14 protein-coding genes and 5 pseudogenes are annotated in these 25,937 nt (G+C 63.3%); 5 read left to right on the top strand and 14 right to left on the bottom strand.

Annotation, left to right across the window (positions count from 1 at the left end; all coding sequences use genetic code 11):
- Positions 1-784: 784 nt before the first annotated feature.
- On the bottom strand, positions 785-1,294 hold the full coding sequence (locus tag JE024_RS38995) for a COG4315 family predicted lipoprotein (RefSeq protein WP_205378710.1): 510 nt from the start codon (positions 1,292-1,294) through the stop codon (positions 785-787).
- Positions 1,295-1,468: 174 nt separating this feature from the next.
- On the opposite strand from JE024_RS38995, the gene JE024_RS38990 reads away from it, so the two are divergent.
- Together JE024_RS38990 and JE024_RS38985 are read left to right on the top strand one after the other, a co-directional pair.
- Positions 1,469-2,431, top strand: a complete 963-nt coding sequence (locus tag JE024_RS38990) for a CHRD domain-containing protein (protein ID WP_205378709.1) — start codon at positions 1,469-1,471, stop codon at positions 2,429-2,431.
- Between the two features lie 216 nt (positions 2,432-2,647).
- Entirely contained in the window at positions 2,648-7,282 is a 4,635-nt protein-coding gene (locus JE024_RS38985; protein WP_205378708.1) for a glycosyltransferase, read from the top strand.
- 145 nt (positions 7,283-7,427) lie between these two features.
- Here JE024_RS38985 and JE024_RS38980 read toward each other — a convergent pair whose 3' ends face one another.
- From JE024_RS38980 to JE024_RS38970, 3 genes are all read right to left on the bottom strand, one after another.
- Positions 7,428-8,804 carry an IS1380 family transposase gene (locus tag JE024_RS38980; RefSeq protein WP_205377879.1) on the bottom strand — a complete coding sequence of 459 codons (1,377 nt, stop codon included), beginning with the start codon at positions 8,802-8,804 and terminating at the stop codon, positions 7,428-7,430.
- An 809-nt stretch (positions 8,805-9,613) separates the two neighbouring features.
- Positions 9,614-10,969, bottom strand: a complete 1,356-nt coding sequence (locus tag JE024_RS38975; RefSeq protein ID WP_205378707.1) for a hypothetical protein — start codon at positions 10,967-10,969, stop codon at positions 9,614-9,616.
- A 239-nt stretch (positions 10,970-11,208) separates the two neighbouring features.
- Positions 11,209-11,367 (bottom strand): hypothetical protein, encoded by a 159-nt coding sequence (locus tag JE024_RS38970; protein ID WP_205378706.1) that lies wholly within the window; start codon positions 11,365-11,367, stop codon positions 11,209-11,211.
- A 400-nt stretch (positions 11,368-11,767) separates the two neighbouring features.
- On the opposite strand from JE024_RS38970, the gene JE024_RS41700 reads away from it, so the two are divergent.
- Positions 11,768-11,965, top strand: a complete 198-nt coding sequence (locus JE024_RS41700; RefSeq protein ID WP_244883706.1) for a hypothetical protein — start codon at positions 11,768-11,770, stop codon at positions 11,963-11,965.
- Positions 11,966-11,986: 21 nt separating this feature from the next.
- Here JE024_RS41700 and JE024_RS38960 read toward each other — a convergent pair.
- Positions 11,987-12,797, bottom strand: a pseudogene (locus JE024_RS38960) (IS5 family transposase).
- 70 nt (positions 12,798-12,867) lie between these two features.
- Here JE024_RS38960 and JE024_RS38955 point away from each other — a divergent pair.
- Positions 12,868-13,681: pseudogene (locus JE024_RS38955) on the top strand (IS5 family transposase).
- 9 nt (positions 13,682-13,690) lie between these two features.
- Here JE024_RS38955 and JE024_RS38950 read toward each other — a convergent pair.
- The 8 genes and pseudogenes from JE024_RS38950 to JE024_RS38915 form a co-directional block, all read right to left on the bottom strand.
- The gene (locus JE024_RS38950; RefSeq protein WP_205378705.1) at positions 13,691-14,461 is read right to left on the bottom strand and encodes an anti-sigma factor family protein; all 771 of its coding nucleotides are present in this window, start codon (positions 14,459-14,461) and stop codon (positions 13,691-13,693) included.
- The gene (locus JE024_RS38945) at positions 14,458-14,946 is read right to left on the bottom strand and encodes a sigma-70 family RNA polymerase sigma factor (protein ID WP_205378950.1); all 489 of its coding nucleotides are present in this window, start codon (positions 14,944-14,946) and stop codon (positions 14,458-14,460) included. Before JE024_RS38945 ends, JE024_RS38950 begins: the two co-directional genes overlap by 4 nt.
- Before the next feature lie 689 nt (positions 14,947-15,635).
- The gene (locus JE024_RS38940; RefSeq protein WP_205378704.1) at positions 15,636-17,000 is read right to left on the bottom strand and encodes an amino acid permease; all 1,365 of its coding nucleotides are present in this window, start codon (positions 16,998-17,000) and stop codon (positions 15,636-15,638) included.
- Between the two features lie 615 nt (positions 17,001-17,615).
- Positions 17,616-18,299, bottom strand: a pseudogene (locus JE024_RS38935) (IS5/IS1182 family transposase); the annotation flags it as partial.
- Positions 18,300-18,354: 55 nt separating this feature from the next.
- Positions 18,355-19,044 (bottom strand): hypothetical protein, encoded by a 690-nt coding sequence (locus JE024_RS38930; RefSeq protein ID WP_205378703.1) that lies wholly within the window; start codon positions 19,042-19,044, stop codon positions 18,355-18,357.
- 389 nt (positions 19,045-19,433) lie between these two features.
- Positions 19,434-19,692, bottom strand: a pseudogene (locus tag JE024_RS42630) (transposase); the annotation flags it as partial.
- A gap of 58 nt (positions 19,693-19,750) precedes the next feature.
- Positions 19,751-20,564, bottom strand: a pseudogene (locus JE024_RS38920) (IS5 family transposase).
- An 81-nt stretch (positions 20,565-20,645) separates the two neighbouring features.
- Positions 20,646-21,359: a response regulator transcription factor gene (locus tag JE024_RS38915; RefSeq protein WP_205378702.1), complete on the bottom strand. Its 714-nt coding sequence runs from the start codon at positions 21,357-21,359 to the stop codon at positions 20,646-20,648.
- 3,292 nt (positions 21,360-24,651) lie between these two features.
- Between JE024_RS38915 and JE024_RS38910 the strand changes: the two genes are divergently transcribed.
- Positions 24,652-25,008 carry a hypothetical protein gene (locus tag JE024_RS38910; RefSeq protein WP_205378701.1) on the top strand — a complete coding sequence of 119 codons (357 nt, stop codon included), beginning with the start codon at positions 24,652-24,654 and terminating at the stop codon, positions 25,006-25,008.
- Positions 25,009-25,433: 425 nt separating this feature from the next.
- Here JE024_RS38910 and JE024_RS42220 read toward each other — a convergent pair whose 3' ends face one another.
- A complete protein-coding gene (locus JE024_RS42220; RefSeq protein WP_307840745.1) occupies positions 25,434-25,628 on the bottom strand; it encodes a CPCC family cysteine-rich protein in 195 nt (64 codons plus the stop codon).
- Between the last annotated feature and the right edge of the window lie 309 nt (positions 25,629-25,937).

Below are 25,937 nucleotides of genomic sequence, written 5' to 3'. Positions count from 1 at the left end.
GCCATGATCAACCTGCGTGCTTCAACCCCCACCACACACGACCAACGACACCGGTCAGCTGTCGAATGTGGTCTGCCTTCCAGGCAAGCAGTTTGCCCTGCCTAGGATCGAGGCTGCGTGGGACGCCCGCTGCCTCGGGAGTTCACGACGGCGATCACTGTAGCCCTCCCTACAACGGCCTTCGCCTCGGCTCGTTCCCATGCCATTCCAGCAGTGGCAACGGGCAGCAACCACGACCACCGATCGGGTGATCGTTTACCCCACGACCACATGGTCATTCGCCCCGTACCGGCAACTCCTGGATCGATCACTCCGTCATCGCGTAGTCGCGGGGCGGGAACCTCGGTGCCGCCCGATGGGCACGGTGGCCTTGCGAAGCTGCTTCCGGAGCCGCAATGCGAGAAGAAGGCTGAGCTGCCTTGACGAGGTGGCTGGCCCTTCCAGACACCAAAGAGCGGTGCGAACTGACATGGCGTCGCGTGATAGGCACGTGTGCGGCCACCAACAACACCGAGCCCTCCAGCGCGTTTGTCCCCGACAGCGGCCCCTCGCCGAGCAGACGGCGTTATCACGCCGCAGCGCACGCGCCCGGCTGAACTGGCAGCGGAGCAACGCCAGCCACCAGCTCCCTTCCTGACGACTCGGACGCCGTGATCACACGTGCAATGGCGCGGATCACGGCAGACCAAGATCACCTACGTAAGTCAAGGCGATCGACGCTGCGCCAGAATTTGGCCGTCTTGGGGACTAATGGAAGCCACGGGAAGTGGATGCGAAGCAGACTCTAGTTCGGCATCTGCTTGATCAGTTTCCCGTCCACCCCGATGACGAACCACTCATCATCGAGGCCTTGCCCGTTAACATCACCCGGCGATGTGTCTCCCACATAGTAATAGAGGGGCCAGTCGCCATACGTGACCTGCTCAGCTCCCTCCGTAAACTTGATCTCGCCGAGCTTGGCTGCATCCAGACCGTTCCCCGCCGCGACGTCTGCACTCGACGTGAGTGCTGGCCAGACAGCGATACAGTCGGCATCGCAGGCGCTTTGGCTCTCGGGTTCGTCCTTCGTAAATCCGTACAGCGCTCGGCCTGACCCATCAACGAGGATCTGCCCCACCGGCGAGTCAGCTACTTGCACTGTCACGGTCGCCGTTGCTGGCGCGGAGGCAGTAGCCGGCTCGGCCTTGTTTGGCTCTGAAGGAGAAGTGCAGGCGCTGAGAAACAGGAGCGCCGCTGAACCTAGCGGGAGAGAGACGCGCATCACTCCGCGACGCGTTATGGGAAATGCCTTCATGATAAGTCCTCAGTAGGTCTGGCGGGCATGGGTTTCGCTACCTACTACGCCTGCGACCCCGCCAAGGTTCACCTCAGAAAAAGAAGACCAAGCTTGAACTATCGACTCTGTCTCCCCCGTACCCCTCGGCGAGCCCCTGCCACACGGCCGGGCCAGACAGAAGGATGCCAAGCCATGCAGAAGCGAACACTTACCGTTGCAGTCACGGCGATGTCAGTCGGTCTCGCGGCGGTCGTATCGACAGGCACCGCCATGGCCACGCATGGCCCCACCGGCTCCGGCCATGCCCATCAGCACGGCTCGGCAGGCGCCGGTGCGGCTGGTGCCGTGGACTCAAGTGGACGGGCACTCTCCTTCGCGGCGGATCTTTCTGGAGCGAACGAGGTGCCTGTCCCGGGAGGCCCGGCCGTAAATGACCCTGACGCAAGGGCGGCAGCGCTCGTCAAGGTGAAGGGTGACCGTGTCACGTTCGCACTGCGCTGGAAGGGCTTCACACCTAGCCTTGGCCACATTCACGAAGGGGCAGCGGGCCGGAATGGTGAGGTCAGGGTTCCTCTCTTCGGCACGGAGATGCCCGACACAGTCCACTCCGCGGCCGGCCAAGTCAGCGTGACGGACCCTGCGCTTGCACAGAGCATTCGCACGAATGCCTCTAGTTTCTATGTGAATCTTCACAGCAAGGAGTTTCCCGGCGGTGCTGTACGCGGCCAGCTCAAGCCTCTTGCGCGCAACGTAAACCCACTGGAGGTCATCAAGGGGGGAAGCCTGCGAGCGTTCTCGAGCGGATCACAAGAGGTCCCGAAGGACGAGACTTCGAAGGTCGGTGACCCAGATGGATTTGCAGTCTCTTTCCTTCGCCCTAGGGGTACTTCTGTGGACTACTCTCTGGCTTGGGTAAATATCCAGAGCCCCTCGAAGGGGCACATCCACAAGGGTCGATTCGGCGAGAACGGCGATGTGGTCTTCGATCTGCTCAATAGGCCGGTCCCGGAGGGAATCTTTGCGATCTCAGGACGACTCGAAGGGCAGAACCCTGATGTGGTGAAGCGCGTTCGACAGAACCCGCAGAACTACTACTCCAACATTCACACCTCAGAATTTCCCGACGGAGCTGTGCGTGGCCAGTTCTTCAACTAGTCAGCACTAACGTTGCGGAATATACGTCAAACAGGGGCGGGAAGTAGGAGCATCACTTCCCGCTCCGGGACGGACGAGCCTGGAAGCAGGCCTGGTAGGCGGGCAGGCAACAGGCCGGGGAGTGCACGTCGGCGGCAGATGGAGAAAGGCCAGCCCTTGAAGCACTCTCAACTAGTACGGATTCAACAGTGAACATGAGCAAGGCGCTGAGCGTGTATGGCGATTGAGCCCTCTGAGGATTTGCAGCGGCTGATCTTTGTCCTGACCGGTGAGCGGTTTCTTGAGGCGGACGAGGATCGTGGCTATGCGAGTCATGATCCCTATGTTCGTCTGGCGAGGCGGGCGCGGGATCTGTCGGGGACGATTGAGGGCTCGGTTGGTGGGATTGGTCGTGCGTTGCCGGGGGAGGCGGGTGCGGCGTATGTGCGGGCTATGCGGTTGTTGGTGAATGATGGCGGCCGTAATGCTTTGGGGGAGTTTGCGGGGCAGTTGGACCGGATTGCTGATGGTCGGGTCCGGACGTCGATGAATGTTACGGAGTCGAAGTGGCAGTTGGTCGCTGAGCTGGTTCGGTTGTTGATCGAGCTGGCGGTGTTGGCGGCGATGGCGTTCTTCTCGGGGGGTTTGTCGGCGGGGCAGCAGGCGGTGGCGATGCTGCGGTCGCGGGTGTTTTTGTTGACGGTGCTGGATGCGTTGTTGAGTCGGACGCGGTTGATGCCGTCGTTGAGTGAGGCGTTCGAGGAGGCGTTCCAGACGTTTGCGGTGCGTCTGGCGTTGATGGTGGCGGGGCCTGAGGGGCGTCGTCCGAAGGGGTTCGATCTGGGGGATATTGCCCGGTCGGCTGTGGTGGGTGGTTTGGCGGGTGCGTTCCACGGGGTGTTGTCGGGGACGGTCGGGAAGGCGTTGACGGGCCGGTTGGGGCGGCCGTTGGTGAAGGATGTGTCGGGGGACGTGGCGGTGAAGGTTGCGCCGCGGGGGGTGTTCACGGCCGGCAACGGGGTGCGGGCGGTGGGTGCGGGTGCGGGTGCGTTCGTGGCCGAGGGGGCCGCGGAAGCCGGTGCGGAGTTCGTGACCAACGGTCTGTTCGACGGCCGGTGGAAGGTCGAGGCGTCCACGTTCTACGGCGCCGGGATCAGCGGTGTCACCGAAGGCGTCCTCACCGCCGGCGTCGTCGCCGCCGCGTTCGCCTACCATCACGTGGCGACTCATACCAAGGGCGCTGCGCTCGGCAATTTCAGCGTCACTGGGACGAATGACATACAGGGCCTGGATGTATCCGCGGGCCAGGCCAGTACGACCGTCGTCGGCACCGATGTCGGCACAACCTCAGCTGCCGGATCCGCCACGCAGGCAAGCACCGGCACTATGAGGCCTAGCGCGGACATAGCGCCCCCTGGTGTGCCAGGCGCCGCAACAGGCGGGACCGCATCGACTCCGCGTGCGGTGCCAACCTCCGACGCCGACATCGATCACCGCGCGCCAGGCACCACAGATCAGACAGCACCGACCCCGGGGCCTCGGGCACGGGAAGAACGGCTAACGCTGAGTGCGGTCGGTACCGATGTGGAGTCTTCCGCCCGAGGTGTGCCGGGCATGGGATCTGCCGCTGAAACGGTGTCGAACCGGGCTGCGTCCCAGAATCCCGCGGACCCGACGACGAACACCCCAGCAGCTTCGAGGCCCCTCTATGCGCCGGCCACTCCACACCTATCGAGCAGCGGAGCAAGTCCCCGAGTGGGTACTGCACAGGGCGACCCTGCACTGTCCCCACCCGACCCTGCTGATGCGGCCAAGTTGCCAGCCACGATGAAGACTTGGCAAGATGCAGCTCCCGTTGGAGTTGCTCTGGCAGATGTTCAAACAACGGACTCACAGGAGAGTGACCGGCAGGGGTGGAGGCTGTCCGAAGCGGCAGGCGACCGCGCCTCCGTACACAGTCCCGCCGGGCATGCCCTGGCCTCACCGCCCCCGGATGGGCTGCACGCTTCGGATATGTCGCCTGCGATACCGACCTGGATGCAACAGCCCGTAGGCATGTCCAGAACAAGCTTTGCCGCACCGGACACTGGCTACGCGCAGGGGCAGGTGGTTCATTCAGCGACAACGCCGATGGAGTCAGGCGGGGTGCCCACCATGCCCCGTACGGCTCAGGCTGCACCGCAAGAAGTTCCCACCCCCTCCCGCAGCTACGACGCTGAAATCTCACCAATTGCCAGCGCGCCGCATCAGGCGTCGACGGCGCTCGGACAGGCTCACGCACCAACCCCGCGGTCGGATGGTCAGACCGAGTCAATTGGCGATCAAGTCGCGCTGCGGCTTTCCGGGCTTATCCATGCGCAAGGCACATTCACATCAAATGTTGCGAAACAACTTACAGATGATGCTTTCGGGCAACCAAAGCCGCTCAGCCTGGTTAGCGCAGATGCTTCGGCGATGGTTCCGGCTGTTGTGTCAGGGCAAGTCCCCTCTAGCAAGTCAGGGAGCTCCGCGGCTTCTCACTTCTCACGGGTTGATGGGACGGCGTTCGACACCAACTCTCTAGCGGGCGAATGGTTCGGTGTGCGCCAGCCTTCCGCGATGATGGTGGACCGTGCACGGCGGCTAGTCGCCGCAGTCATCAGGCACCAGACTGAGCAACGGGCCGAAAGGGCAGCAGACGGCAGACCACAGGAAATTGCTGGGTTGTCGGCAGGGATCGCGGATCTCGCGACCACGATGTTGGGCGTACGCAATGCCGAACGCGTGGCCCGGGACATGCCGGCAGTCCTCCCCGCGGTGCTGGTGCGCATGGTGGGCGCTCTCGAACAGGCACTCACTACACAGCGCTCGATAGGCTCCGGAGAATCGCACCCACCCCTGGTCGACGGCGCCATGGCCTACCTCGCCGCACAGTCGCTTTCCGAAGCACAGCGGGAACGAATCGTGCACCAAGCCGAGAATCTGATCCGTTCCCAGCACAACCTCCACGACCCATCAGTCCTGCGCGGAACTCGCCGCCACACGCTGCGCGAAGGCGTCACCGCACTCGTAGCCGCGGAGTACCACCGCAACGGAGCCGGAGCCGCTCTCGAGCTCTCCCGTCTTCTCGCCCAAGCCCACACAACGCAACGCAACCGCCTTCGTGGAGGGGGAAAGCATGCTGTCGACGATGCCAGGCGACCGTCACCCATCAGCACGGGACTAGGCGTGACGGGCTCTTGGACTACTGATGGAGATCGACATCTCGATCCCCATACGGCAGTGGAAGACGGCATGGCCGAACGACATAGGGCACTCCGGAAGCTGACGACTGTGTCAGCACCAGAGGCGGCCACCGGATCGGGGCGCTTCGACCAGTTGGGCCCTGCCACTCCGGCACCCGCAGGCTCGAACGACAAGGGCCCCCTCCTCCAGTCGACTAGAACCCGACGCCTGGAAGTGAAAGTTTCTTTCGAGGAGAACAGCAAGGAGATTGGCGGTACAGAAAAAGCCAAGCTCGATGAATTGGCAAAGATAGTCGTACTGCAAGCATACCGAAACGCCCGCGCCGGCCTTCCTCTCCCTCGCATATCCATCACCGGATATGGCAACGGCGCCAAATTCTCCACTCTTTCCCGGTCACAGCGAGCCCAAAATACCGGATTGAAGCGAGCCACCTCGGCAAGCACTGCTTTGCGTGAAAGTGTTGCTCGCAGCCTCGATGATCTGAGAGGAACCTACGACCCACAATTGTCCGTAAGCGACCTCGCAGTTTACCTAAATTCGGCAGGCCGACAGTCCCCTTCTTCTGACTCCGAAAGTTCGGACTCGAATCCGAGTGAGATGGCAAGTGCCAGGCGTACCGCCATAGTTGAGGTGTCTTATCATCACCAGCCTGTCGTGCTGGGAAACGAGGGCGCCTCGTCCACCGCCGGAGTGCGGCCCGTTGCACGGGTCATGCACTTCATCTGGCTTGGCGGCGAGATGCGAGAAGGTGCGAAGCTCAACCTGGAAGCCTGGAAGCGGCGCATCCAGGATTCTGGATGGCAGATGAACATCTGGTCGGACGCTGGAGCCATGGCAGCAAATAGTAGTTTCTATCAAGAACTGCAGGATGCCCCAGAAATACAGATCCGATCCGTAGACGAAGAATTCTTTGAGTCACTGAGACAGGACAACACTCTGGAACTGGATCCCACGGTAGCTTCCAGGCCTAGCAAACTGTTCCGTTACGCCATGGAGAAAGAAGCTTGGGAGTTGGCATCGGACGTCACACGATACGCTCTTCTCTACCTGGTGGGTGGGGTGTATTTGGATGTTGACCTGACGCCGGGAAGCGTTCAACTCCCAGCTTCCGGGATAAATATGCGGCACAGCGCTATCCCTTTCCTCGCACCTCAGATACGCAATCGTTCTCAATTCGACGCCATCGCCAGAGAGATGAACTTCACGAAACCGCTAGACGGTGGCGCGGATGCCAGAAAACCGGAGCTGAGCGAGGAAGAGAGTCTAGCAAAGGTTGCCGAATGGCAGCTTTCTCGCGGCCGATTCAATAACAATCTCATTGTCGCTCCCGCCGGCTCCCCGTTCCTCCGGCAGGTCCTCGCTAATCTAAGCGACCCTCACGACCCTGCACAGGCAATGCGATTCGCGGCGCCACGGCAGAACGCTGCGGACATCAGCGGACCATTCTTACTGGGACGCGAGATTTTGAGATCAGTCACTGAAACAGGCCCTTTGTCTCCTACTCTGAAATGGAGGGATGCCTTTTCGAGTGGACTCATCACAGTCCATCCATCTCAGCATCGCTGGAACGGGTTGGGCTGGCTCACCGAAGAAAGCGAAAACCTGGGCCGTGACAAACCACTACTGACTAGCCTCGATCTTTCGTGACGGTCCGTGGGTTTCTTCGGCGGGCCGTTTCGGTTGTTCGGGCTGGTGGTGGTCAGGCTGATGGCCCGGCTGTCGCGTCGGGTGGGCGCCGGGTTCCACGGCTCCGGCGGGGGTGGTGCTGCTCGCAGGGACGGGAACACGCTGGTCAGCCGGGGTTCGGGAGGGCTTCGAGTCGTGCCAGGGCGTCGGTGATCATGTGGGTCCAGGGCCAGTGGCGGGCGAACCGCAGGTGCCGGCGGCGGGCGGTGGTGACCAGCTGGGCGGCGGCGGAGAAGAGGCGGAGCCTCAGGCGGCGGGGTTCCCACCTGCGGGTTTCGCCGGTCAGGGCGAGCATGGGCATCCAGGCGAGGAGGTCGAGGGCGATCTGGACGATCTCCAGCCAGATCTGGTTCTGCTTGGTGTCGTGCAGGGGCAGGTTGCGCAGGCCGGTGGCGCGAGCGGCACGGATGCGGTCCTCCGCCCGGGCTCGCCGGCGGTGCCGCAGTTCGAGTGCGGCGATCGGGATGCCGGTGGTGTTGGTGGCGAACGCGGTGAGCCGCAGGCCGTCGGCGTCGGTGATCCGCAACTGGGCGCCGGGGTGAGGCCGTTCCTTCCGCACGATCAGCCGCATTCCCTTCGGCCAGCCCTTCAGGCAGTCGCCGGACAGTTCGGCGACCCAGGCCCCGTCCCGGATCTCGCCGCCGGGCTCGGTCGCCGCCGTCCAGGCCGAGGCGGGGGCCTTGAGGACGGCCTGGTGAATCTGCTCGGTGATGGTCATGCCGACCGAGTACGACAGCCACCGGCCGCGTTGGGCGAGCCAGGCGACGAACTCGTGGGTGCCGCCTCCTGAGTCGGTACGGATCAGCGTCCGGCGTCCGCGCCGGTACTTCTTCGGCAGCTGGGCCAGGGCGAGTTGGGTGGTGGTGATGTGGTCGGCGGCGGTGTTGCTGCCTGCGTTGCCGGGCCTGAGCAGGCCGGCCACCGGCTCCCCGCTGCCACTGCTTCCGTGGTCGACGAACCCCATCAGGGGGTGGTGTCCGAAGGTCTTCTTCCAGGTCGCGGTGGCGTCCTGCTTCTCGGAGTGGGCCAGAACGAGGACCCCGTCCAGGTCCACGATCACCTGCCCGCCCGCGTCAGGAGCCGCGGTTTTGGCCAGGCTCCAGACGCGCTCGCGGGCTTCGGCCCGCGCGGCCCGTATCGCGGACAGGGCCTTCGGCCCGGCGGCGGCGAGGGTGTCGACGAGCCGGGAGACGGTCGGGTCGGACGCCACCGGCCCGAACACGGCCGGCTCGGCCCGCAGCATCCCGACATCCGCGAGGCAGTCCCCGCCCAGGGCGACCGCGAGTGCCACGTCCAGCAGGATCTTCCCTGGATCGTGCACTGCCCGTGAACGTCGCCACGGCGTCAGTGCCGTCGATATCGCCTGGTCCAGCCCGGCCTTGCGGGCGGTCTCGACCAGCAGCACGGCCCCGGCCTGGGACACCACTCCGCGACCACCGCCCTCGATGCGGACGCGTGGATAGGACCCGATACGCTTCTTCACCTGGGAAGTGCCTCCGGCATGGCAGGAACAAGGACCTCGACAATCCTCATTCTTGCTGGTCAGAGGCACTTCTCGTTTACCTGACCGCCCGTCGGACAGCCCGCTTCATGAAAGCGCGAGGCTAGCTCCACGGCAAATGCACCCAGCGACGGGCTATGAGGGCATCTGATCTAGGTGGTCGGTAGTTCGGGATGCTTTGGCGACGTCCGGGGTCGAGGTCCGCTGGCTCAAGGCATGAGCCCACGCCGGCTGTGGCGAAGCATCGCCTCCGACGCCTGACGTGCCCTGATCGAACGGGTGTTCTCCACTTGGGGGCGAGCGCAGATGTGGATCGAACCGGCATGGCGCGGGAGTGCTGCCGACCGCTTCCCCAGCACACGACGATCTATGACTCCGTCGCAGAATGGGAGGTTGACGGCACCATCGAGCAAGTGCACGACTTGCTGCGGGCACGACTTGATGCCGGATAACCACCGTGGACAGCCGTCCGCGGCCGTCACCAATGCCCAGAGCTTCACGACCCCGAGCAACCTGGCTGAGGCCAGTCAGGGCATTGGCGCCGACTAAAGATCAAAGAGCTCAAGGTACCTGACTCCCTAACAACCACGGCTTGCTCCTCGCCGTCGCGGTCACTTCCGCCTCCGTCCACGGTTCCGTGAGCGTCTTCAGCGCCGCGACTCCAGGATGAGGACGGCTTTGGCGATGAGGATCAAGCAGTTGGGACTGCTACGGGATCTGCTAAGGCCAGGGCGTCCCCGTACTCGCCGGCCGCGCCCACAGCAGCGCCGGCCTCTGGGTGACCACACCAATCAGACACCTGCCGAACCGCCGGCTCGTGCCAGTGTGTCGACGAGGACGGCCGCTCCGGCGAAGGCGGTCTCCTCGGCCTCGCGCAGCGGCACGGTCGCGGTGGAGTCGCCGGTGTTCCAGGTGGTCCAGCGGCGGGCGGCATCGCAGAGGAGCAGTGCCTCCCAGAGTACGCGCAGTGCCGCGGGAAGGCGGTCGGATGCGATCAGCTGGTGGCCGACCCGGGCGAGTGACGTCACCTGCCGTGGCACAGCGTTGACCACGTTCATCCGGCCGGTGGCCGAGAACCTGGCTCCGTCCCCGCCGCAGAGGGAAAGTCGCAGCGTCCGGATCTCCAGCGGATCCAAGAAATCGGCCCGCACACCGCCTGCGAGCCTGGTGGATTCCGTCCGCTCCGCTTCCAGCAGTGCCTCCCGCAGGCTCGGCGCCGGCACCGACCCGAACTCCCGCTCCATCTCCGCGATCCGATCATGCGACCCACGGGCGGCCATGGCCAGATGTCCGGCCGCCTCCGCGTCCCGCCCGGCCTCTCGCAGGTGGACACCGATCCGGGCATGAGCCCCGGAACTCCCGTCTCGGCCGAGTTCTGCGGCCTCCAGAATCAGGCCGTCCACGGCCAGCGCCGCGTCCCACTGCCCACGCGCGGCCTCCAGCATGGAGACGACCGGGGCGGCGAAACCGATCGCGTACGGGATCGCCTCGGGGCCGACCCCGCCCATCTCCCGGTATCGCGCGAGGGATGCCTGGCCGCATTCCAGGGCCAGTTCATGGTCCCCTGCCCGCAGTTGAATCCCCGCCCCGACGGCGAGGATCCGGGCCGCGTCCCCGCACCGGTCCGAGAGGGGAGTGAAGGCTCCCGCCCGCATGTACCCACCGATCGCCATGTCCAGATCGCTCAGGGCGCTGAAGGGACGGCCCCACTCGGCATAGGCCCGGGCCCTTCGCAGCCCGACATCGGCCGTCAGCAGGACCGCCGGGACGGGACCCGTCTCCTGCCGGCCCCCCTGCTGCTCAACCTCCTTCCGGATGGCGAGCTGCTCCGACTCCATCCGCTGGTACAGCTTCTCGGCCTGGTCCAGGGCCGCGACCGCACCGGCCACGTCTCCGACATCGGTCCTGGCCCGTCCCATGGCGTAGAGCAGCCCCGCTCTGGCCTGGGGAATCTCAGGCAGGTCCGGGGAGGCGGCGTCCAAACGGTCCAGAGCGTGCTGCGCCCGCGTGAACTCGGCCAGCGCCTGTGCCGGCTCCTGACTCTGCTCGGCGGCGAGCCCTCGTTCGTAGGCCGTCCGGTACTCCTGGATCGCCTGCTCGGCACGATCGCGGATTTGAGAGGCTGCATGCCGCGGAAATATCGTCATGTTTCCTATATTTCCACTAAGTTAACCACATCTAGCGGAACGGTGAAAACTCGACATCCTGTCACGGCTCCACCGGATGCCCTCGTTCATTTCGAAGGGTCTGCCGCAGGCTTCTGGGCCGACTCGTGCCGGTCTGTCGGCGCGCGCGGGACTTGGCGAGGCATGCGGCGCCTGCGATCGATGGACTGCCTGACCGCAGGTGCGCGGCGGCGACGGCCTCCGCTCGCGCGAGTGTCGGATCAGGGGAACGGCAGGGGGCGGCACAGCCGCTCGCGTCTGTCGGGCGCCGTGATGCAGGGGGCGCGCGCGACGAGCGGGAGGCGGCCGTCGACCACCAGGTACGGGGAGGTTCCGTCGCCGTCCTCGAGGCGGGGACCGATGACCGCTCCCTTGTACATGAGTTGCCGTCACAGGCCCTCGGCGGTCATGCGGTTGGAATTGACCCGGGATCCGCGGAGAAGCTGCCAGGATTCTAGACGTCGCTTCTCATGGCGGTTCCCGGGGCCACAGGCCATGCAGGGATACTGCTGTGGTGCTGTTGACATGGATCTCTGAGGTGGCGGACGAGCCCCTGGTGCTGGAGCCGACCAACCGTCGGGTGGAGTGGGAGACCAACACCTGGTGGCTGAGCGCGGAGAACGAGGACAGAAGGTCGTTGTCCGTCTCCGCAGTGGTCGCCGCATTCGACCGGACTGCCTCAGCCATACAGGTCCGAATCCGCGAGCTGGGCTTTCCCGGGGTGGCGACCTTCTACGTGTGGCATGACAGGCCGGTCAGCTGCGGTGCTCGACGGGATCGGTGTCCGCGGAGGCATTGCCGTTCGGCGGCGCCTACGAACTTTCCGACGACCTCGGTCCAATCATCGAGGGGTTTCTGGCCGATAGCGAACCGGGTGTCACGGGCTGGTCGTGCCTGGAAGGCGTGCAGAACCACTCGGAGCTGACTGCGGCCGAGCGAGAGGCGGTGCCCATCCGGGTCTGGGCAAGCACCGCTTGAGCCGCCTCACGCTGACCCGCCCTACGTGTCCGCACGGACGAGACGGCGGTGGAAAATGAGGGCCGCGGAGATACCCGAGAATGCGCGGAAGGGCTCGGCCTTGCGCTCCTATCGCCGGTGCAGGCGACGGCAGCCGGCCAGCCAGGACATCGTGCTTTCCACGACCCAGCAATGGCTGCTCAGGCGTTGGTAGGACTCGATGCCGCGGCGGGCAATCCGTGGCACGAGGCCGCGCTTGCGCAGCCACCGCCGCAGATGGTCGTAGTCGTAGCCCTTGTCACCGTGCAGTTTGGCCGGGGGACGCCGACGCGGTCCACGGCGCGAGCGGATGGGTGGATGCCGCGAACCAAGGGCTCCAACGCCTGGCTGTCGTAGATGTCGGCGCCCGAGATCGCAAGTGAGATCGGCCAGCTCGTGCGATCGCAGAAACATGGATCTTCGATCCCTTCTTGCCGCGATCGACCGGATTCGGTCCCGTCAGATGCCCCCTTTGAGGGCTCGGATTCCACCGAGTCGATCGCGCGCCTGGACCAGTCGAGCTGCCCGCGTGAGCCGAGTTGGTCCAGGATGACACGGTTGGGACGGGCCCACACGCGCGGCTCCAACGCGCGAGCCGCTTGTACACCGTTTGCCAGCAAGCCCCGAAGACCGGCGGAAGCTGCCGCCAGGTACAGCCCGACGTTGCCCCGAACACGATCGCGGCCAGCACCTCACGGTCCCCGGCGCGCTGACGTCCCCCACTCTGCGGCCGATGCACCACCGTCGGCGGTACCACCCGCCGAACAAGCTCTCCCAGTTCGTCTGGCACCAACTGCTCAACAAGCCGGTCCACGTCCGTCAACGCGTGCGGTCACCAAAGTCTGAGACCGTGTGCTATGTGGTGAGGCGTCGTTGAACTCGACATGGCGCGGGGTACGTGGAGTTGGATCCGGACTGCCTGTGGGAGATCGCGAAGCCGCTGATCCCACCGTCGAAGGTGCGGCCGCAGGGCGGCGGAACGCAGGGCACCCCTGATGAGACGCTGTTCGCCGCCGTCATCTACGTCCTGGTGTCCGGCTGCGCCTGGCGGGCGTTGCCACCCTGCTTCGGGATATCGAAGCCGACCGCCCACCGACGGTTCCTGATCTGCTCGCGAGCCGGTGTCTGGGGCCGCCTGCACGAGGCCGTGCTGCACCGGCTCGACGACGTCGGCCTCCTCGACGTCACCCGCGTCGTCCTCGACACCGCCCACGTCAGGGCAAGAGAAGGGGCGAACACACAGGTCCGAGCCCCGTGGACCGGGGCAAGCCGGGTTCCAAGATGCACGTCCTGTCGGACGCGAACGGACTGTCCCTCCTCGTCGGCGTCTCCGCCGGCAAAACCCACGACAGCGAAGGACTGAAGCCGATGGTGGAGGGTCACCAAACGAGACACGACCCCCACCGCGGCCGCTACTTCAAGCCCCGGCGCCTGCACGCCTACAAAGCCTACGACAGTGCCGACCTGCGCAGATGGCTCCGCGGGAAGCCCATCGGCGTGCGCATCGCCCGCAAAGGCATTGAGTCCGGCGAGCGATTAGGGCGCCGCAGATGGGTCATCGAGCGGACGATGTCCTGGCCGTCCGGCTACCGCCGCTTGAGCCCTCGCTACGAACGCGAACCCCGCAACTACCTGGCCCTTCTCGGCCTTGCCACCACCCTGTGCTGCTACAAGCGACTCATCCGCCTCACCACGTAGGACACGGTCTTAAGCATCGACCCTGACGAGTTGCTTGCCGTCGGAGGTTCGTACCTCGAAGTGGTCGATGTCGTTGGGTGCCATGCCCGTGCCGCCGTGCACGTAGAGCGGGTTCTTGCCCCTCTCGTCTGTGCTGGCCGGCAACCCGTAGCCCCACTTCGGAACGGACCAAGAGGTCACCACCTCCTCGCTACCGGTCTTGGAGACAGCAATCAAACTGCACTTCAGGGGCCCCTTGACGTTCTTCAGCTCCAGAACGGCATGCGTTCCCCAGGACTTGGTCTCGGTGCCCACCGTCGCGACGGCCTTGCTCACCGGGTCGGTAGCCGCCGTCTTGCGATCCATGTGATTGAAGAAAGCGTCCTCAGCCGGACTCGTCGAGTGAGCATGCGGCAGAGCCACGCTGCTACCCGCATCCTCAGAAGTAATGGCAGTGGCGGCCAACGGCCCACCGACGATCAGCGCCGCCGCAGCAGCAACGAGATAGAGACCACGCCGGCGCTTGGTCCGACGCTCCGTCACCACCACATCGACCAGCCGGTCCAGCACGCGCGCATCCGGCTGCGCATACAACCTGGAAGATTCCCAGTCCGAAGCCGGAGCAGCCTCCACCATCATGCCAAGCAGAGGCTCAAGCCGCATAAACTCCTCCAACTGCTCCGCGCAGGCATCGCACCCAGCCATATGCTGCTCAAAAGCCGCTGCCTCCACCACATCCAGCACACCCAGGGCATACGCCCCCACAGCCTCGTGCGCCGAAGAAACCTCTCGCGCCGTCACTGCTTCACCCCTCTTTCCTCAAGCGCAAGCTTCAAGGAGCGCAGGCCGTAAAATATGCGCGATTTGATCGTCCCACTGGGAATACCCAGAATATCGGCGGCTTCGTTCAACGTGCGTCCCTTGATATACGTTTCTACTAGAGCCTCTCGGTGTGCCTCGCTGAGAGCACTCATGGCCTCAGTGATCACCATGATGGACAGCGCCCTGTCCATCTCATCCTCTGCTGGCATGAGTTCCAAGGGTGAGGAGTCGACCTCTTGGGGGCGTGCTTGGCGGTTTCGGTAGCCGTCTATGACGATGCGACGGGCAACGGTTATGAGCCACGGCCGGACGGAGCGGTTCGCAGGGTCCAACTGGCCAGCATTGCGCCAGGCCCTTACGAGCGTCTCCTGCACAACATCTTCTGCTCGGTGACGGTCGCCATCCACTAGACCCATGACGTAGCTTTGCAGCGGCCCTGCATGCTCTCGATACAGACTCTGCATGAATTCTTCGTCTGGTCTCTCTTTGCCGTTTGGCTCCTGATCTGAAATTTCGATCACGGCTCCCTCTCTAGGGCAGTGTTTCCAAAATCCGCACCGTCAGGAGAAAATTGCGTCGCGACGTTTCGGGACCCGGTGCGTCCGTACAAGAGGAGTCATCCGGGTGCTATGGATCGGGAATCCAATCATGGCGTCGCCGCACTGTGTTGTGGCCGCACGTTGCATGGCCGTACACGCATCTCTGCACACAGTGGCAGCCGAATGAAGATCCAGGGAACCTCGCGGGGGGATGATTGCTGAATGGCACCGAGGACGTCACGCGACTGCCCCATGACGTTCCTCGCACCACTTCTCGTGGCTGGCGGACACGTCAAGCCGCGCGTGCCAGAACGAGGCAAGCCGGCCCTGTCATCAGTGATCACGTCTCCCTTGCCGTAGGCGGCCGCGCCCGCCCTCCTCGCTGAAGGAGGCTTTCCTATCCAGGCGAGAAACTCGGAACCTGCAGCCCCAGAAGAGATTTCATAATAGGCACCTTCCAGACGTTACCGATTTTCGATGCGGCTGGCAGAAAATTGTCAGGTGGGGCACCCAATTCACAATCGGGTGCCCCACCGTCGCTCGCTTATCGTTCCGGCACTACGCTGCGACCAAACGGACACTCGCCATCGCGCCGGATCCCACTTTCGCGTTGCTCAATCAACAAGCTGAGCGTTGCGCCTCTTAAGGATTGTCCATCCGATAGTCAGGCACACTGCCCATCCGGCTCCCACGTACAGGGAAATTCGACTGTCGTCGTCAAGGGCAATCAGCAGCGTGACCATCAGGAGGAAGGCGACGGCAATCCAGCTGCAGATGGTGCCACCTGGAGCAGGGAAGGAAGATGCGTGCAGCCGACCAGCGTCTACCGCGCGCCGATACAAGATATGGCTGATCAGAATCATGAGCCAAGTCCAGATTCCGGCTGCCGTCGCGACTGATGTCACGTAGCCGAATGCCTTCTCCGGGACGACGTAGTTGAGAACCACGCCGATTCCCATCAGCGCTGCAGAGAAGGTAATACCAAGCGCCGGACTCTTAGCGGCATTGAGTTTGCCGAGCATCTTGGGTGCTTCAGAGCTCTCTGCAAGTCCACGGAGCATGCGCCCCGTCGAGTACATTCCTGAGTTGCACGACGAAAGTGCGGCCGTGAGCACAACAAAGTTAACGACGGCAGCTCCCGCCGGGATCCCGATCTTCGCGAAGGCGGCCACGAACGGACTCACTCCCGGCTGAAATTCGGTCCACTTCACGACCATGAGGATCACGCTGAGTGCACCGACGTAGAAGACAATGATTCGCCAGGGCAGCGTGTTGATCGCCTTGGGAAGAGTTTTCTCGGGATCTTCTGACTCACCAGCAGTCACACCAACCAGTTCAACCGCAAGGTAAGCGAACATCACACCCTGCAGCGTCATCAAGCTTGAACCGATTCCGTTGGGGAAGATCCCTCCGTGCCCCCAGATATTGGAGACTGCTGCAGTTTCTCCGGCCTGACTGAATCCGAAAGTGACAACCCCAAGGCCGATCACGATCATGCCTATCAAGGCGGTGACCTTCACCATCGAGAACCAAAATTCGATCTCACCGAAGAGCTTCACAGAGATCAGATTCGCGAGGTACAAGGTCGCCAGGAAAACGAGCGCCGTAACCCATTGTGGAACCTGAGGGAACCAGAAATTCACATATATCGCCGCGGCAGTCAGCTCTGCCATTCCGGTTACGACCCACAACATCCAGTAGGTCCAGCCGGTCACGAACCCGAAGAACGGACCCATGAATTCACGCGCGTATTCAGCAAACGAGCCAGATACGGGACGGTACAGCAGAAGTTCACCAAGTGCCCTCATGATGAAGAACACAATCACGCCGGCAAGAGCGTACATGAGAATGAGGCTCGGTCCGGCCTTGGCGATATTTGCACCCGCCCCCAGAAAGAGCCCGACACCAATGGCACCGCCTATGGCGATCATCTGGACCTGCCGACTACTCAGTCCGCGTTCATAGCCCTCGTCAGGCATGGGGGAACTTTTCCCTTTCCCCTCGTCATGATTGTGACCCGTTAGCGTTGATGTCACGTCCCGTACCCTCCTGCTCCTTGCCGACCAGCGTCCGATCTAGAGACGCTGCGGGATTCACTTTCGGATTTTGGCTGGATGTAACCCGACGCAATCCCGCCGGAATCAGATGGCTCCCGGATGACAGGAAGAGAGTGCTCCCCCGGGTCGCTGTGAGGATTTGATTTACCAGGGCCGATCAGTCGGCGTTCCGGAAAAAGTGTGTCCTGGGCCACATGAAAATCACCCTCTAGCGGACATAGTGGGGTGATCACGACTTCAGCGTTTATGCTTTCGTTATCTAGATCTGAGGGCCACTTGAGCGAAAGAGCTCCGAGATAGGCACGTCCCCAAGCGGACTGATTGATTCCCCGCAAGCCCGATCCCACAGCTCCCTCAGATTGATCTTGAGATCTGCCGTGTCCCATAGCTGATCCGGTCGTCCGGCTCCGCCTGCATGGCCCTGGGGTGGATATCCGTCGGACCTGACGGATGAGCAGTGGGTCCGAACGCCCGGGCGCACCTGGTCACTCGGATCGGCAACTGCGGTGTGTCGCCGGCCTTCGGCTGAACATGTGAAATGACGTGGTGGAGGTCATCGCCTCTGAAACGGCACTCGCGGCAGATCTTCATGCAGGCGAAGACGTGCTCGACACGGTCCCGACCTGCTTGTGGGGACGTGTTGCGTACCCTTTCCGGTCCAGGAGTTCGGTCTGGCCGCGGTATCAACGGTGCTCAACGATGAGTTCGGTGCCCGGGTAGCTTCCGTCGGCGATCGTGAGGATTGGCAGATCGCGGCCTTGCGCCGGAGCCCTCCCATACCTCGCAGCCACGACGCTTCCCGGCGAGCGGCCAGACGACCAGGCGATGTCGACGTCGATGGCGCCCTGAAGGTTGATGGAAATCGGTAGAACCTTGACTGTGCAGCGGTGTGGTGGTGGCAGGCTGCCCTTCACGATGAAGCCCCGTGTCTCTGGTGAACCGCTTGCGAGGCGGGAGCGTAAGCACTTGCCCGGGGTGGTCGATCATGCGGTCAACCGCGGTTGACACCCTGAACAGTGGCTTGAGCCGTCGCATGGTCAGGTTCGCGGGTCTGTACGTCGCGACCAACAGTGCACAGTCCCCCAGCGGCCGGCTCCAGGGGCGACTCTTGCGGAGCGCTTCCGCGCCCCCGCGCCGCGGAAGGGTCACCAGATTGCCGAACTGTCCTGGTTGAACCAGGGAAGCGGGGCATTCAGACACCTCACGGCGCCGAGCCGTCAAGTTGGTACAGCGGCCCGAGCTCACATTTCCATGCCAAGACTCCCGCAAGTGGTCATCAGAATGCGTCTTTGATGTGGTCTCGGGCGAAGTCCCCTAGGGCGAGTGCATTGGCGGCTGCGTACTCGTCTGCGATGCCGAAGGCACTCCCGCATCCTGGGCATTCCGCCCGACCGAACAGGTGCGTCAGGCCCCAGGCGAGCCGTTGCTGGCCATCCCGTACGGCCGACTCATGCAACATCCTCCCGGTGCCGGTGAGCTCGCGCGGGACGGCTGGCCGGAGCGGGTCCTGATGGACATCCCCGAGATTCCAGTCCCGAATCGAGGAGTAGCAGCCGTAGTCGCCGACCGCGATCGTCACCAGTGCGTCGCAATGCGGACAAGCGACGCAGACGAAGGAATCTGTGAAGTCATCCAGGCCCTCGAACCACAAGGGCTGGCCGTCGAACGCAAGGATGGTTCGCAGCCGGCTCAGGTAAGTCTTCCCGTCAAGTCCAGTCCGCAGCCGCGCGGCGGCCGTGGCGCTCAGCTCGGCCAAGGCCGTCGCACAGCGGGCGACTTCTTCGTCGGCGCCGTGGGATTGAAGGAGGCCACCCGCTATGGCTCCAGCCAGATCGAGCGCCGAGTCTCCGGCGTCCTCGGTCTTGGCTATACCCGCCAGGTGCGGTAGCGCGACGATGCTCGCCGGGGTAAATCGCCCCCTGGTGGCACAAGCGCCCCCAAAGCCCTTCAACGGCCTCCTGGTCACGACCGATGGCTCTGTCCAGCAGCCCGGGAATTTCAAGTTCCGGACCGTAGGCGTCGTGGAGTGCGGACCAGCCGATCATCCTGTGATTGATGCACTCTGCAAAGCAACCTTCTGTAGCGGTGAGTCGTGAGCGAGAGCGCCTACGCCCCTGCCGGTGCTGGGGCGCGCCGCGCCGGGAACACGGTGTGCTGATCGAACAGGCGGCGTCCTGAGGCAGCGGTGGAGTTGGCCTAGCGTCCGGTTGAACGGACTGCGCTGGCCAGCGGCGTGCCAGTCCAGGTGGTCGTCACGTCGCCACCAGTAGTGGGCTTTGGCATCGGGTAGACGTCGCTGAGAGCCCACAGGTAGTCGCCGTGGTGAAGCCCATATGAGCGTGTCCAGGGGGCGCCGAGAGTCAGGCGCCACTTCTCCCGGTGGCCAACGCGGCTTCCTCCGGCACCCCCGCCGGGCGGGAGCGGTCCGGCTCGTCCGCCCTTCCCGCGGCAAGTACAACTGCCAGTCCAGCGGGCACGATGCCTTGTCGGTGGCGGCATGGACACTGACCGCGACCTGGCTCGCCCGCTTCCCGAGCGCCCCGCAGTACTGCCGGGCCACGCCGGCCGAAGCCGTACCCCACTTGGGATACGACACGTCGTCGATCAGCCACATCTCGGGCTCGACCGCCCGGCAGAGCTTCTGCCGGACGGGACCGGTCCTAGACCGTGTCCTACGTGGTGAGGCGGATGAGTCGCTTGTAGCAGCACAGGGTGGCGGCAAGGCCGAGAAAGGCCAGGTAGTTGCGGGGATCGCGTTCGTAGCGAGGGCTCAAGCGGCGGTAGCCGGACGGCCAGGACATCGTCCGCTCGATGACCCATCTGCGGCGCCCCAATCGCTCGCCGGACTCAACGCCTTTGCGGGCGATGCGCACGCCGATGGGCTTCCCGCGGAGCCATCTGCGCAGGTCGGCACGGTCGTAGGCTTTGTAGACGTGCAGGCGCCGGGGCTTGAAGTAGCAGCCGCGGTGGGGGTCGTGTCTCGTTTGGTGACCCTCCACCATCGGCTTCAGTCCTTCGCTGTCGTGGGTTTTGCCGGCGGAGACGCCGACGAGGAGGGACAGTCCGTTCGCGTCCGACAGGACGTGCATCTTGGAACCCGGCTTGCCCCGGTCCACGGGGCTCGGACCTGTGTGTTCACCCCTTCTCTTGCCCTGACGTGGGCGGTGTCGAGGACGACGCGGGTGACGTCGAGGAGGCCGACGTCGTCGAGCCGGTGCAGCACGGCCTCGTGCAGGCGGCCCCAGACACCGGCTCGCGAGCAGATCAGGAACCGCCGGTGGGCGGTCGGCTTCGATATCCCGAAGCAGGGTGGCAACGCCCGCCAGGCGCAGCCGGACACCAGGACGTAGATGACGGCGGCGAACAGCGTCTCATCAGGGGTGCCCTGCGTTCCGCCGCCCTGCGGCCGCACCTTCGACGGTGGGATCAGCGGCTTCGCGATCTCCCACAGGCAGTCCGGATCCAACTCCACGTACCCCGCGCCATGTCGAGTTCAACGACGCCTCACCACATAGCACACGGTCTAAGCAAGGCGCAACTATGCACCTTGCTTTCATGCGTCGAGAGTCATATAAGACCCGCCCGAATAGCATAAGAGACAAGATGCGTTCGATTCTGCAGCTTGTGCCTTTTCATGGCCCCGTAGAGTATGTTCTTTATAGTTCGCTCCGAGTACGACATCGCTGCGGATATCTTTTCCAGATCCATGCCCGCAGCAAGGAATCGAAGGACATCAATCTCTCGAGCGGTAAACCCAGTGACGCCATCGCCGGGACTTAGCATTTGGCGCCGCGTTTGCGATATTTTACGCACAAGAGCATCGCGGGAAGAATCGGTGAGGTCTGACATTTCTACGGCTGACCTTATCGCCGATTCGAAGCCTCTTGGCGAAAACTTAGACCGCCACAGCACTGCACGCACTCCTAGGTGGACGACAGAAGATATATCCGTTTCCCACGCATCATCAACAAGGAGCACAAAGCGGCATTTTGGACCGCACGAAATCCGCTTCAATGAAGTAGGAAGAGATTCTCCAGTTCCGCGCACTCCGAAGACGCAGACATCAGCAGCTTGTGTTACGTCCGCTTCTATCTCCATCAGCCACGGCAGCAGCACGAGATGGCGCGACAAGCCTGCCCGTGTCAGGGCATCCTCGCCACGAACATGAACAGTGGCCACTCTGGGCAGACCGGCGCTCCATCGACGTCGGGTAGCGGACTCTTCAGACGCAATTACATCCTTCGAATCTGCATCTTCTGCCGATTGCATGGACGATTTCATCGAGTCCCCGCTAGTCAGCCGCTTTTCGTTCGACCAATCAGGCGCCGAAGAATTTGCTTCCGACATACAGCTCCAATGACCGATCGCGCTCTACACTCGTCCCTTATGAACTCAAAGCATCAACACAGGGAAACCGTGTCCACAAGAAAGCCAATCGCTTCTCGATTAGCACAAGCACCGCATTTTCATCGCCTGTTTGCGGCAAAGGGCTGCCTTACAGCGAGGGACGCGGGACTGCCGAGGCTTCCTTTGAACGCCTAACACCCTTTTGTAAGCGAGATCACCTAAGCGCGCGTTCTGCGGCAGCTCCCGGGCCGGACGTCGCATCACGTGCCGGCCCGGGAGACCACTCGCACACGGGCCCCCACGCCCAGTGCAAGGCTGGGGCAACTGCCGCCTTGCATCCAGTGCGGGCAGTGTCCAGCCATCTGTGTCACCCCGACGCCAGATCATGGCGAGGGTGTGACGTTGGAAACCAGATCCTCATCCAGAGACGGTGGTTTCCATCCGCAGGCCCTGACAGGGGTCTGCGTCAGAGAAACCTTAGGTGGGTTCGCGAGAAATCGCACCGCCCGAATCTCTCTCACGAATGTCCGTTTGGTGCCCGCTTAGTCGGCCGGGCTCGTTGGGCTGCGATTCAGGTTCTTGACAGCCGCACTCAATCGGATCGAAAGAGTATAAATGACCCAAAATGGATTTTTCGCATGAAAATTTGTATTTTTACATTTCAGGTGATATGCGACTTCGGCGAGGCTCACCGTTATACGCGGACCCTCTCTTCAGTGCTGCTTGACAGCACTGACGTTCACCGCTCCGGACGCATACAGGGTGCTGACTTGCCGTGAGGGGCAGCAATACCGGGATTCCCTTGATGGCCATGGTGACACTACGGCCCCACTCGCTAAATGGGGTCCGCAGGAGCAAGTGCCACTTTCATCCCGGGAGCTCGCGCGGGAGGGCCGCCTTGTGCCACAGTTTCTGAGGCAGCGACATTCACCCCACCTATTCTGCTGGCTATCTCGGTTGCGATACCATCATCCAGCGCGGTGAGTGCGGTATTGTCACGGTCGAAGGTATCGTGCGCCTCCTGTGGAAAGAGTTCACGGATAAGAACAACGGGATGGCGCCCGCGTCCTACTTGCAGCACTTTAAATCGAGTGCCTGGCATAAAAACCACCCGGTCCGGGGAACTCGGGTCAACCGCTGATGTGTTTCGCGCAGTGAGCGACCATATGAGGAATCCGGATGCAATATTGCTGACGGCAGACGCAGACGCTGACCAAAATCCACGCTCAGTCACGTATCGATGCTTCTTGTACCAGTCCGCCACTTGCGCAGTCGGAGTGGGGACCACAGCGAGGCCGCGAAATTGAGGAAGTCTGCAGAGCCCTGAGGCCACACACCGGGCGAGCGAAATATGCGCGCCCTCCTTCCCTTCCGACATTGCAGCGTCGAGCCATTGCCACTCTCCGGTCAAGTACAGATGCAGACTCGCCAAGTCTGACGTGATACTGAAACGCGTATCACGGCTATTTTGCAATCCGTTCCCCAGCCGCCCGGACTCAAGCGCGGCAGTCGCGATGCTCCTAGATGACGCGTAGCGCGTGCCATAAGAAGTGGCTACTCGCAATCGGTCGAGAGAGATTCCCCTGCCCCCTGTTGGTACGATCCGTGCCGCAGGTCGCGGCGGGCGTTGCATGCGCGGATCGCCGTCATCTGGTTCTGAGTACGCGGGCTGTCCGTCCGGATCAGAATGTCGGAGGTCGTCGATCCAGCTCATGTTGGCGCATCTCCTTGAAGCCCACACGACCGCGTGCTTGCAGGATGGGTACGATTCGACATTTTAGGATCCCGCAGCCGAACGTGGCCGCACCCTCCTATGTCTGCCCGACTCATCGCCAACACGTTCCTAAACGTACCGAGTTCACTGGCCGCTCACTGGAAGCTGCAGGAACGGAGCTGAAGGCATAGCCTGTATCGTCGATTTGCTTTGTGGAACGATTCAGCGAATGTAAGCGGCGTGAGGTGACAACGGATTCCTTCTGGGACAGCCAGGCGGTGAGCTTGTCAGTCGAGGCTCAGCCCCCTATTGCCTTGCGCACTGCGCCATCACTGACATTTGCCATCGCAGCGACTAGGGATGGCCAATGGACGTGTGGCCGATCCCTCGATGGTTCAGCAGTGGGTACGGGAGCTGCCCCAGCACCAGCCATCTCTGCTGGAGGGGCCCAGTCCCTAGAGCTACATGCGCGATTGACTACCGCTCTGGGTCAACAAAGGCATCCACGTCCGATGTCCGATGGCCTGCGGCGCAGACTTCTCCTCCCTCACCACGCGTTCGAACGCTCTGCCTCGCGCTCGCAGTTCTGTACAGGATCGGTGAGATCACTGGCCGCGCTGTCACTGGTGGGCGAACAGCGCCGCGCGCAGAGGGGCCTCTGCTCACGGTCGCCTAAGGCCGGCTCGACACAGACCGGCTGCGGCGAGCCCTGGCCCGCCCGTGCCCCGGTCGGCGGACAGCTGGCTGCTCCTGGCCGGCTATGTCACGTGCTCACTGTGGCCGGACGTTCACGTGTCACTGCAGCGGATCTGGTGACACATCCGTCTGTGCGCTCGGGCACGGCCCCACCTCTGGACGTGCTTCGCCTGGTACTCGGGGAACGCACCACTACGTCATCGCCCGAGAGTTGGGCGCGCTGGTCTGGCGGCTGATCACTCTAGGTCAGGGGGCAGACCGGAGAGCTTGGCGGCTTTGTCATCGCGGACGCTGGGCACGACGCGCACCGGCTGGCTCACGTTCTGCGGGACTTGCCGGTGCAGGTGCTAGCCAGCCGCTTGGACCGCGTCCTGCACAGGTTTGTACCCTCGCGGCAGCCTCAGACCGGGGGCCGTCTACCGCAGCCACGGCGGCACCTTCGTCTTCGGACAGCCCAGCACCCGAAGCACCCGCCGGGCGGCGCAGCCGATAAACGCTTCTATGGCACTGCCACCACCCGGTCCTTGGGAGCGGCTGCACCTCAAGGTCACCCACCGCTCGTTCTGAGCCGCAGCCGACGCCACTTCCCATCATCAAGGGACAGTCCACCCGGACGTCGAGCACCTTCCCAGCGGAGCCAACCCGAAGCCGGTCTGGTGTAGTCGTCAGGCACCGAGGCGAACACCGAACGACTTTGACAAGATCCGCAGTCCTGAGACGGCCGACCGTTGGACCTAATAGGTCGTTTCCTGTGGTTGGAGGTTGTGCCGATGACCGGGCAGATGGGTGTCAGTGCGGTGTGAGAATGTCCGGGGCATGAGCTACGACCTGGCCGTCTGGGAAGGCGAGAGGCCGGCGGACGACAGGGCCGCCGCCCGATTCTTCAACGACCTGTACGACCGTTACATAGGCGGCGAGGTGGATGAGCCTCCGTCCGAACGTATAGCGGCCTATGTTGCCGCGCTGCTTGAGCGGTGGTGCGAACTCATCGAGGACGAGGAAGACACCTCGCCTTGGTCGACTGGGCCGTTGATCAGCGAAGCCAGTGGCCCGCTGATCTACTTCCCCATACGGTGGAACATGGCCGCAGAAGCGTCGGCCTACGCGGCAGCCGTAGCGGAATCCATGGGGCTGATCTGCTTCGACCCGCAGCACAACCGGCTCAGGCCGTGAGCAGGGACGCCAGCCAGCGTTAGCCGATGTGAGCCGCGGCTACCGTGCTCATCCCGTTGAGATGGACTGCCGCGTCGAGTGGATCTGTGAGTGATGCACGTTTTTCGTCACCAGGATCGAATTCCAGCGCACCCCCGGCCGCGAGCGAGACGACGCGGCGGCCAAGGAAACAGGTCGCGCGAGCAGATCCTCGACGGATTCCTCAGACGGTTGGTTGGCGAAGCCGGCTGGCCATCTCAGCTGCTGCGCCGCCAAGATCCAGCGTCTCGATAGCGCCACCAGTACAGGACCGCGCAGTCGTCTGGCCAGGGTGCCTCCTGTCTGCCATGGGGTTCGAAGCGGTCTCGCCCCGGAGCGATGGGGCGCCAGTTGGGATCCAGCGGCTCGTCGTCCTGAGGCAGCCGGACCCTGGTCACGAACCGTTCCTAGCAGGCCCCGAAGTCTGTGAAGTTCACCTGGGCCTCGATCAAGGATGGCCTGTTCGCTCCGCCAGTCCAGTCTGGCCAGCGCAGCTGCACACGATCGTCCTCCCAGAAGCACACCGGACAGATCTCGTACGAGCCGGGCGGCTCGCTCAGGGTCAGATGGCCGCAACAGACACAGGGAATCGTCAGCGTCACAACGGTGATCTTGCCGCATCACAGCCCCGGCCGGATCCGACGTGTGAGCGGGGGCAGGCGGCCGGGCTTTCGCGCCGTGCTGTGCTCAGGTCACTCTTGCCGCTGGGACCAAACCTGCACAGGCAAGACACCTGCGCCGCGATCAAGACGACGGTTCGCAGACTCCATCGGCCAACCGAAGCGGCTGGTGAAATGTGCCAGTGCAGGCTTGGGCCTGTTCAGAACCGTGACCCGGCCCCACTATGCGGCGAGGAGCAGGTTGGCATCGGGCCAAACGAGTAATGAGCGCGTTGCCTCGCTGGTGACAAG

It is taken from the genome of Streptomyces zhihengii (assembly GCF_016919245.1).
Taxonomy (GTDB): domain Bacteria; phylum Actinomycetota; class Actinomycetes; order Streptomycetales; family Streptomycetaceae; genus Streptomyces; species Streptomyces zhihengii.
Note: the sequence above shows the minus strand (reverse complement) of the source record. Positions and strands in the feature narration are given on the sequence as shown.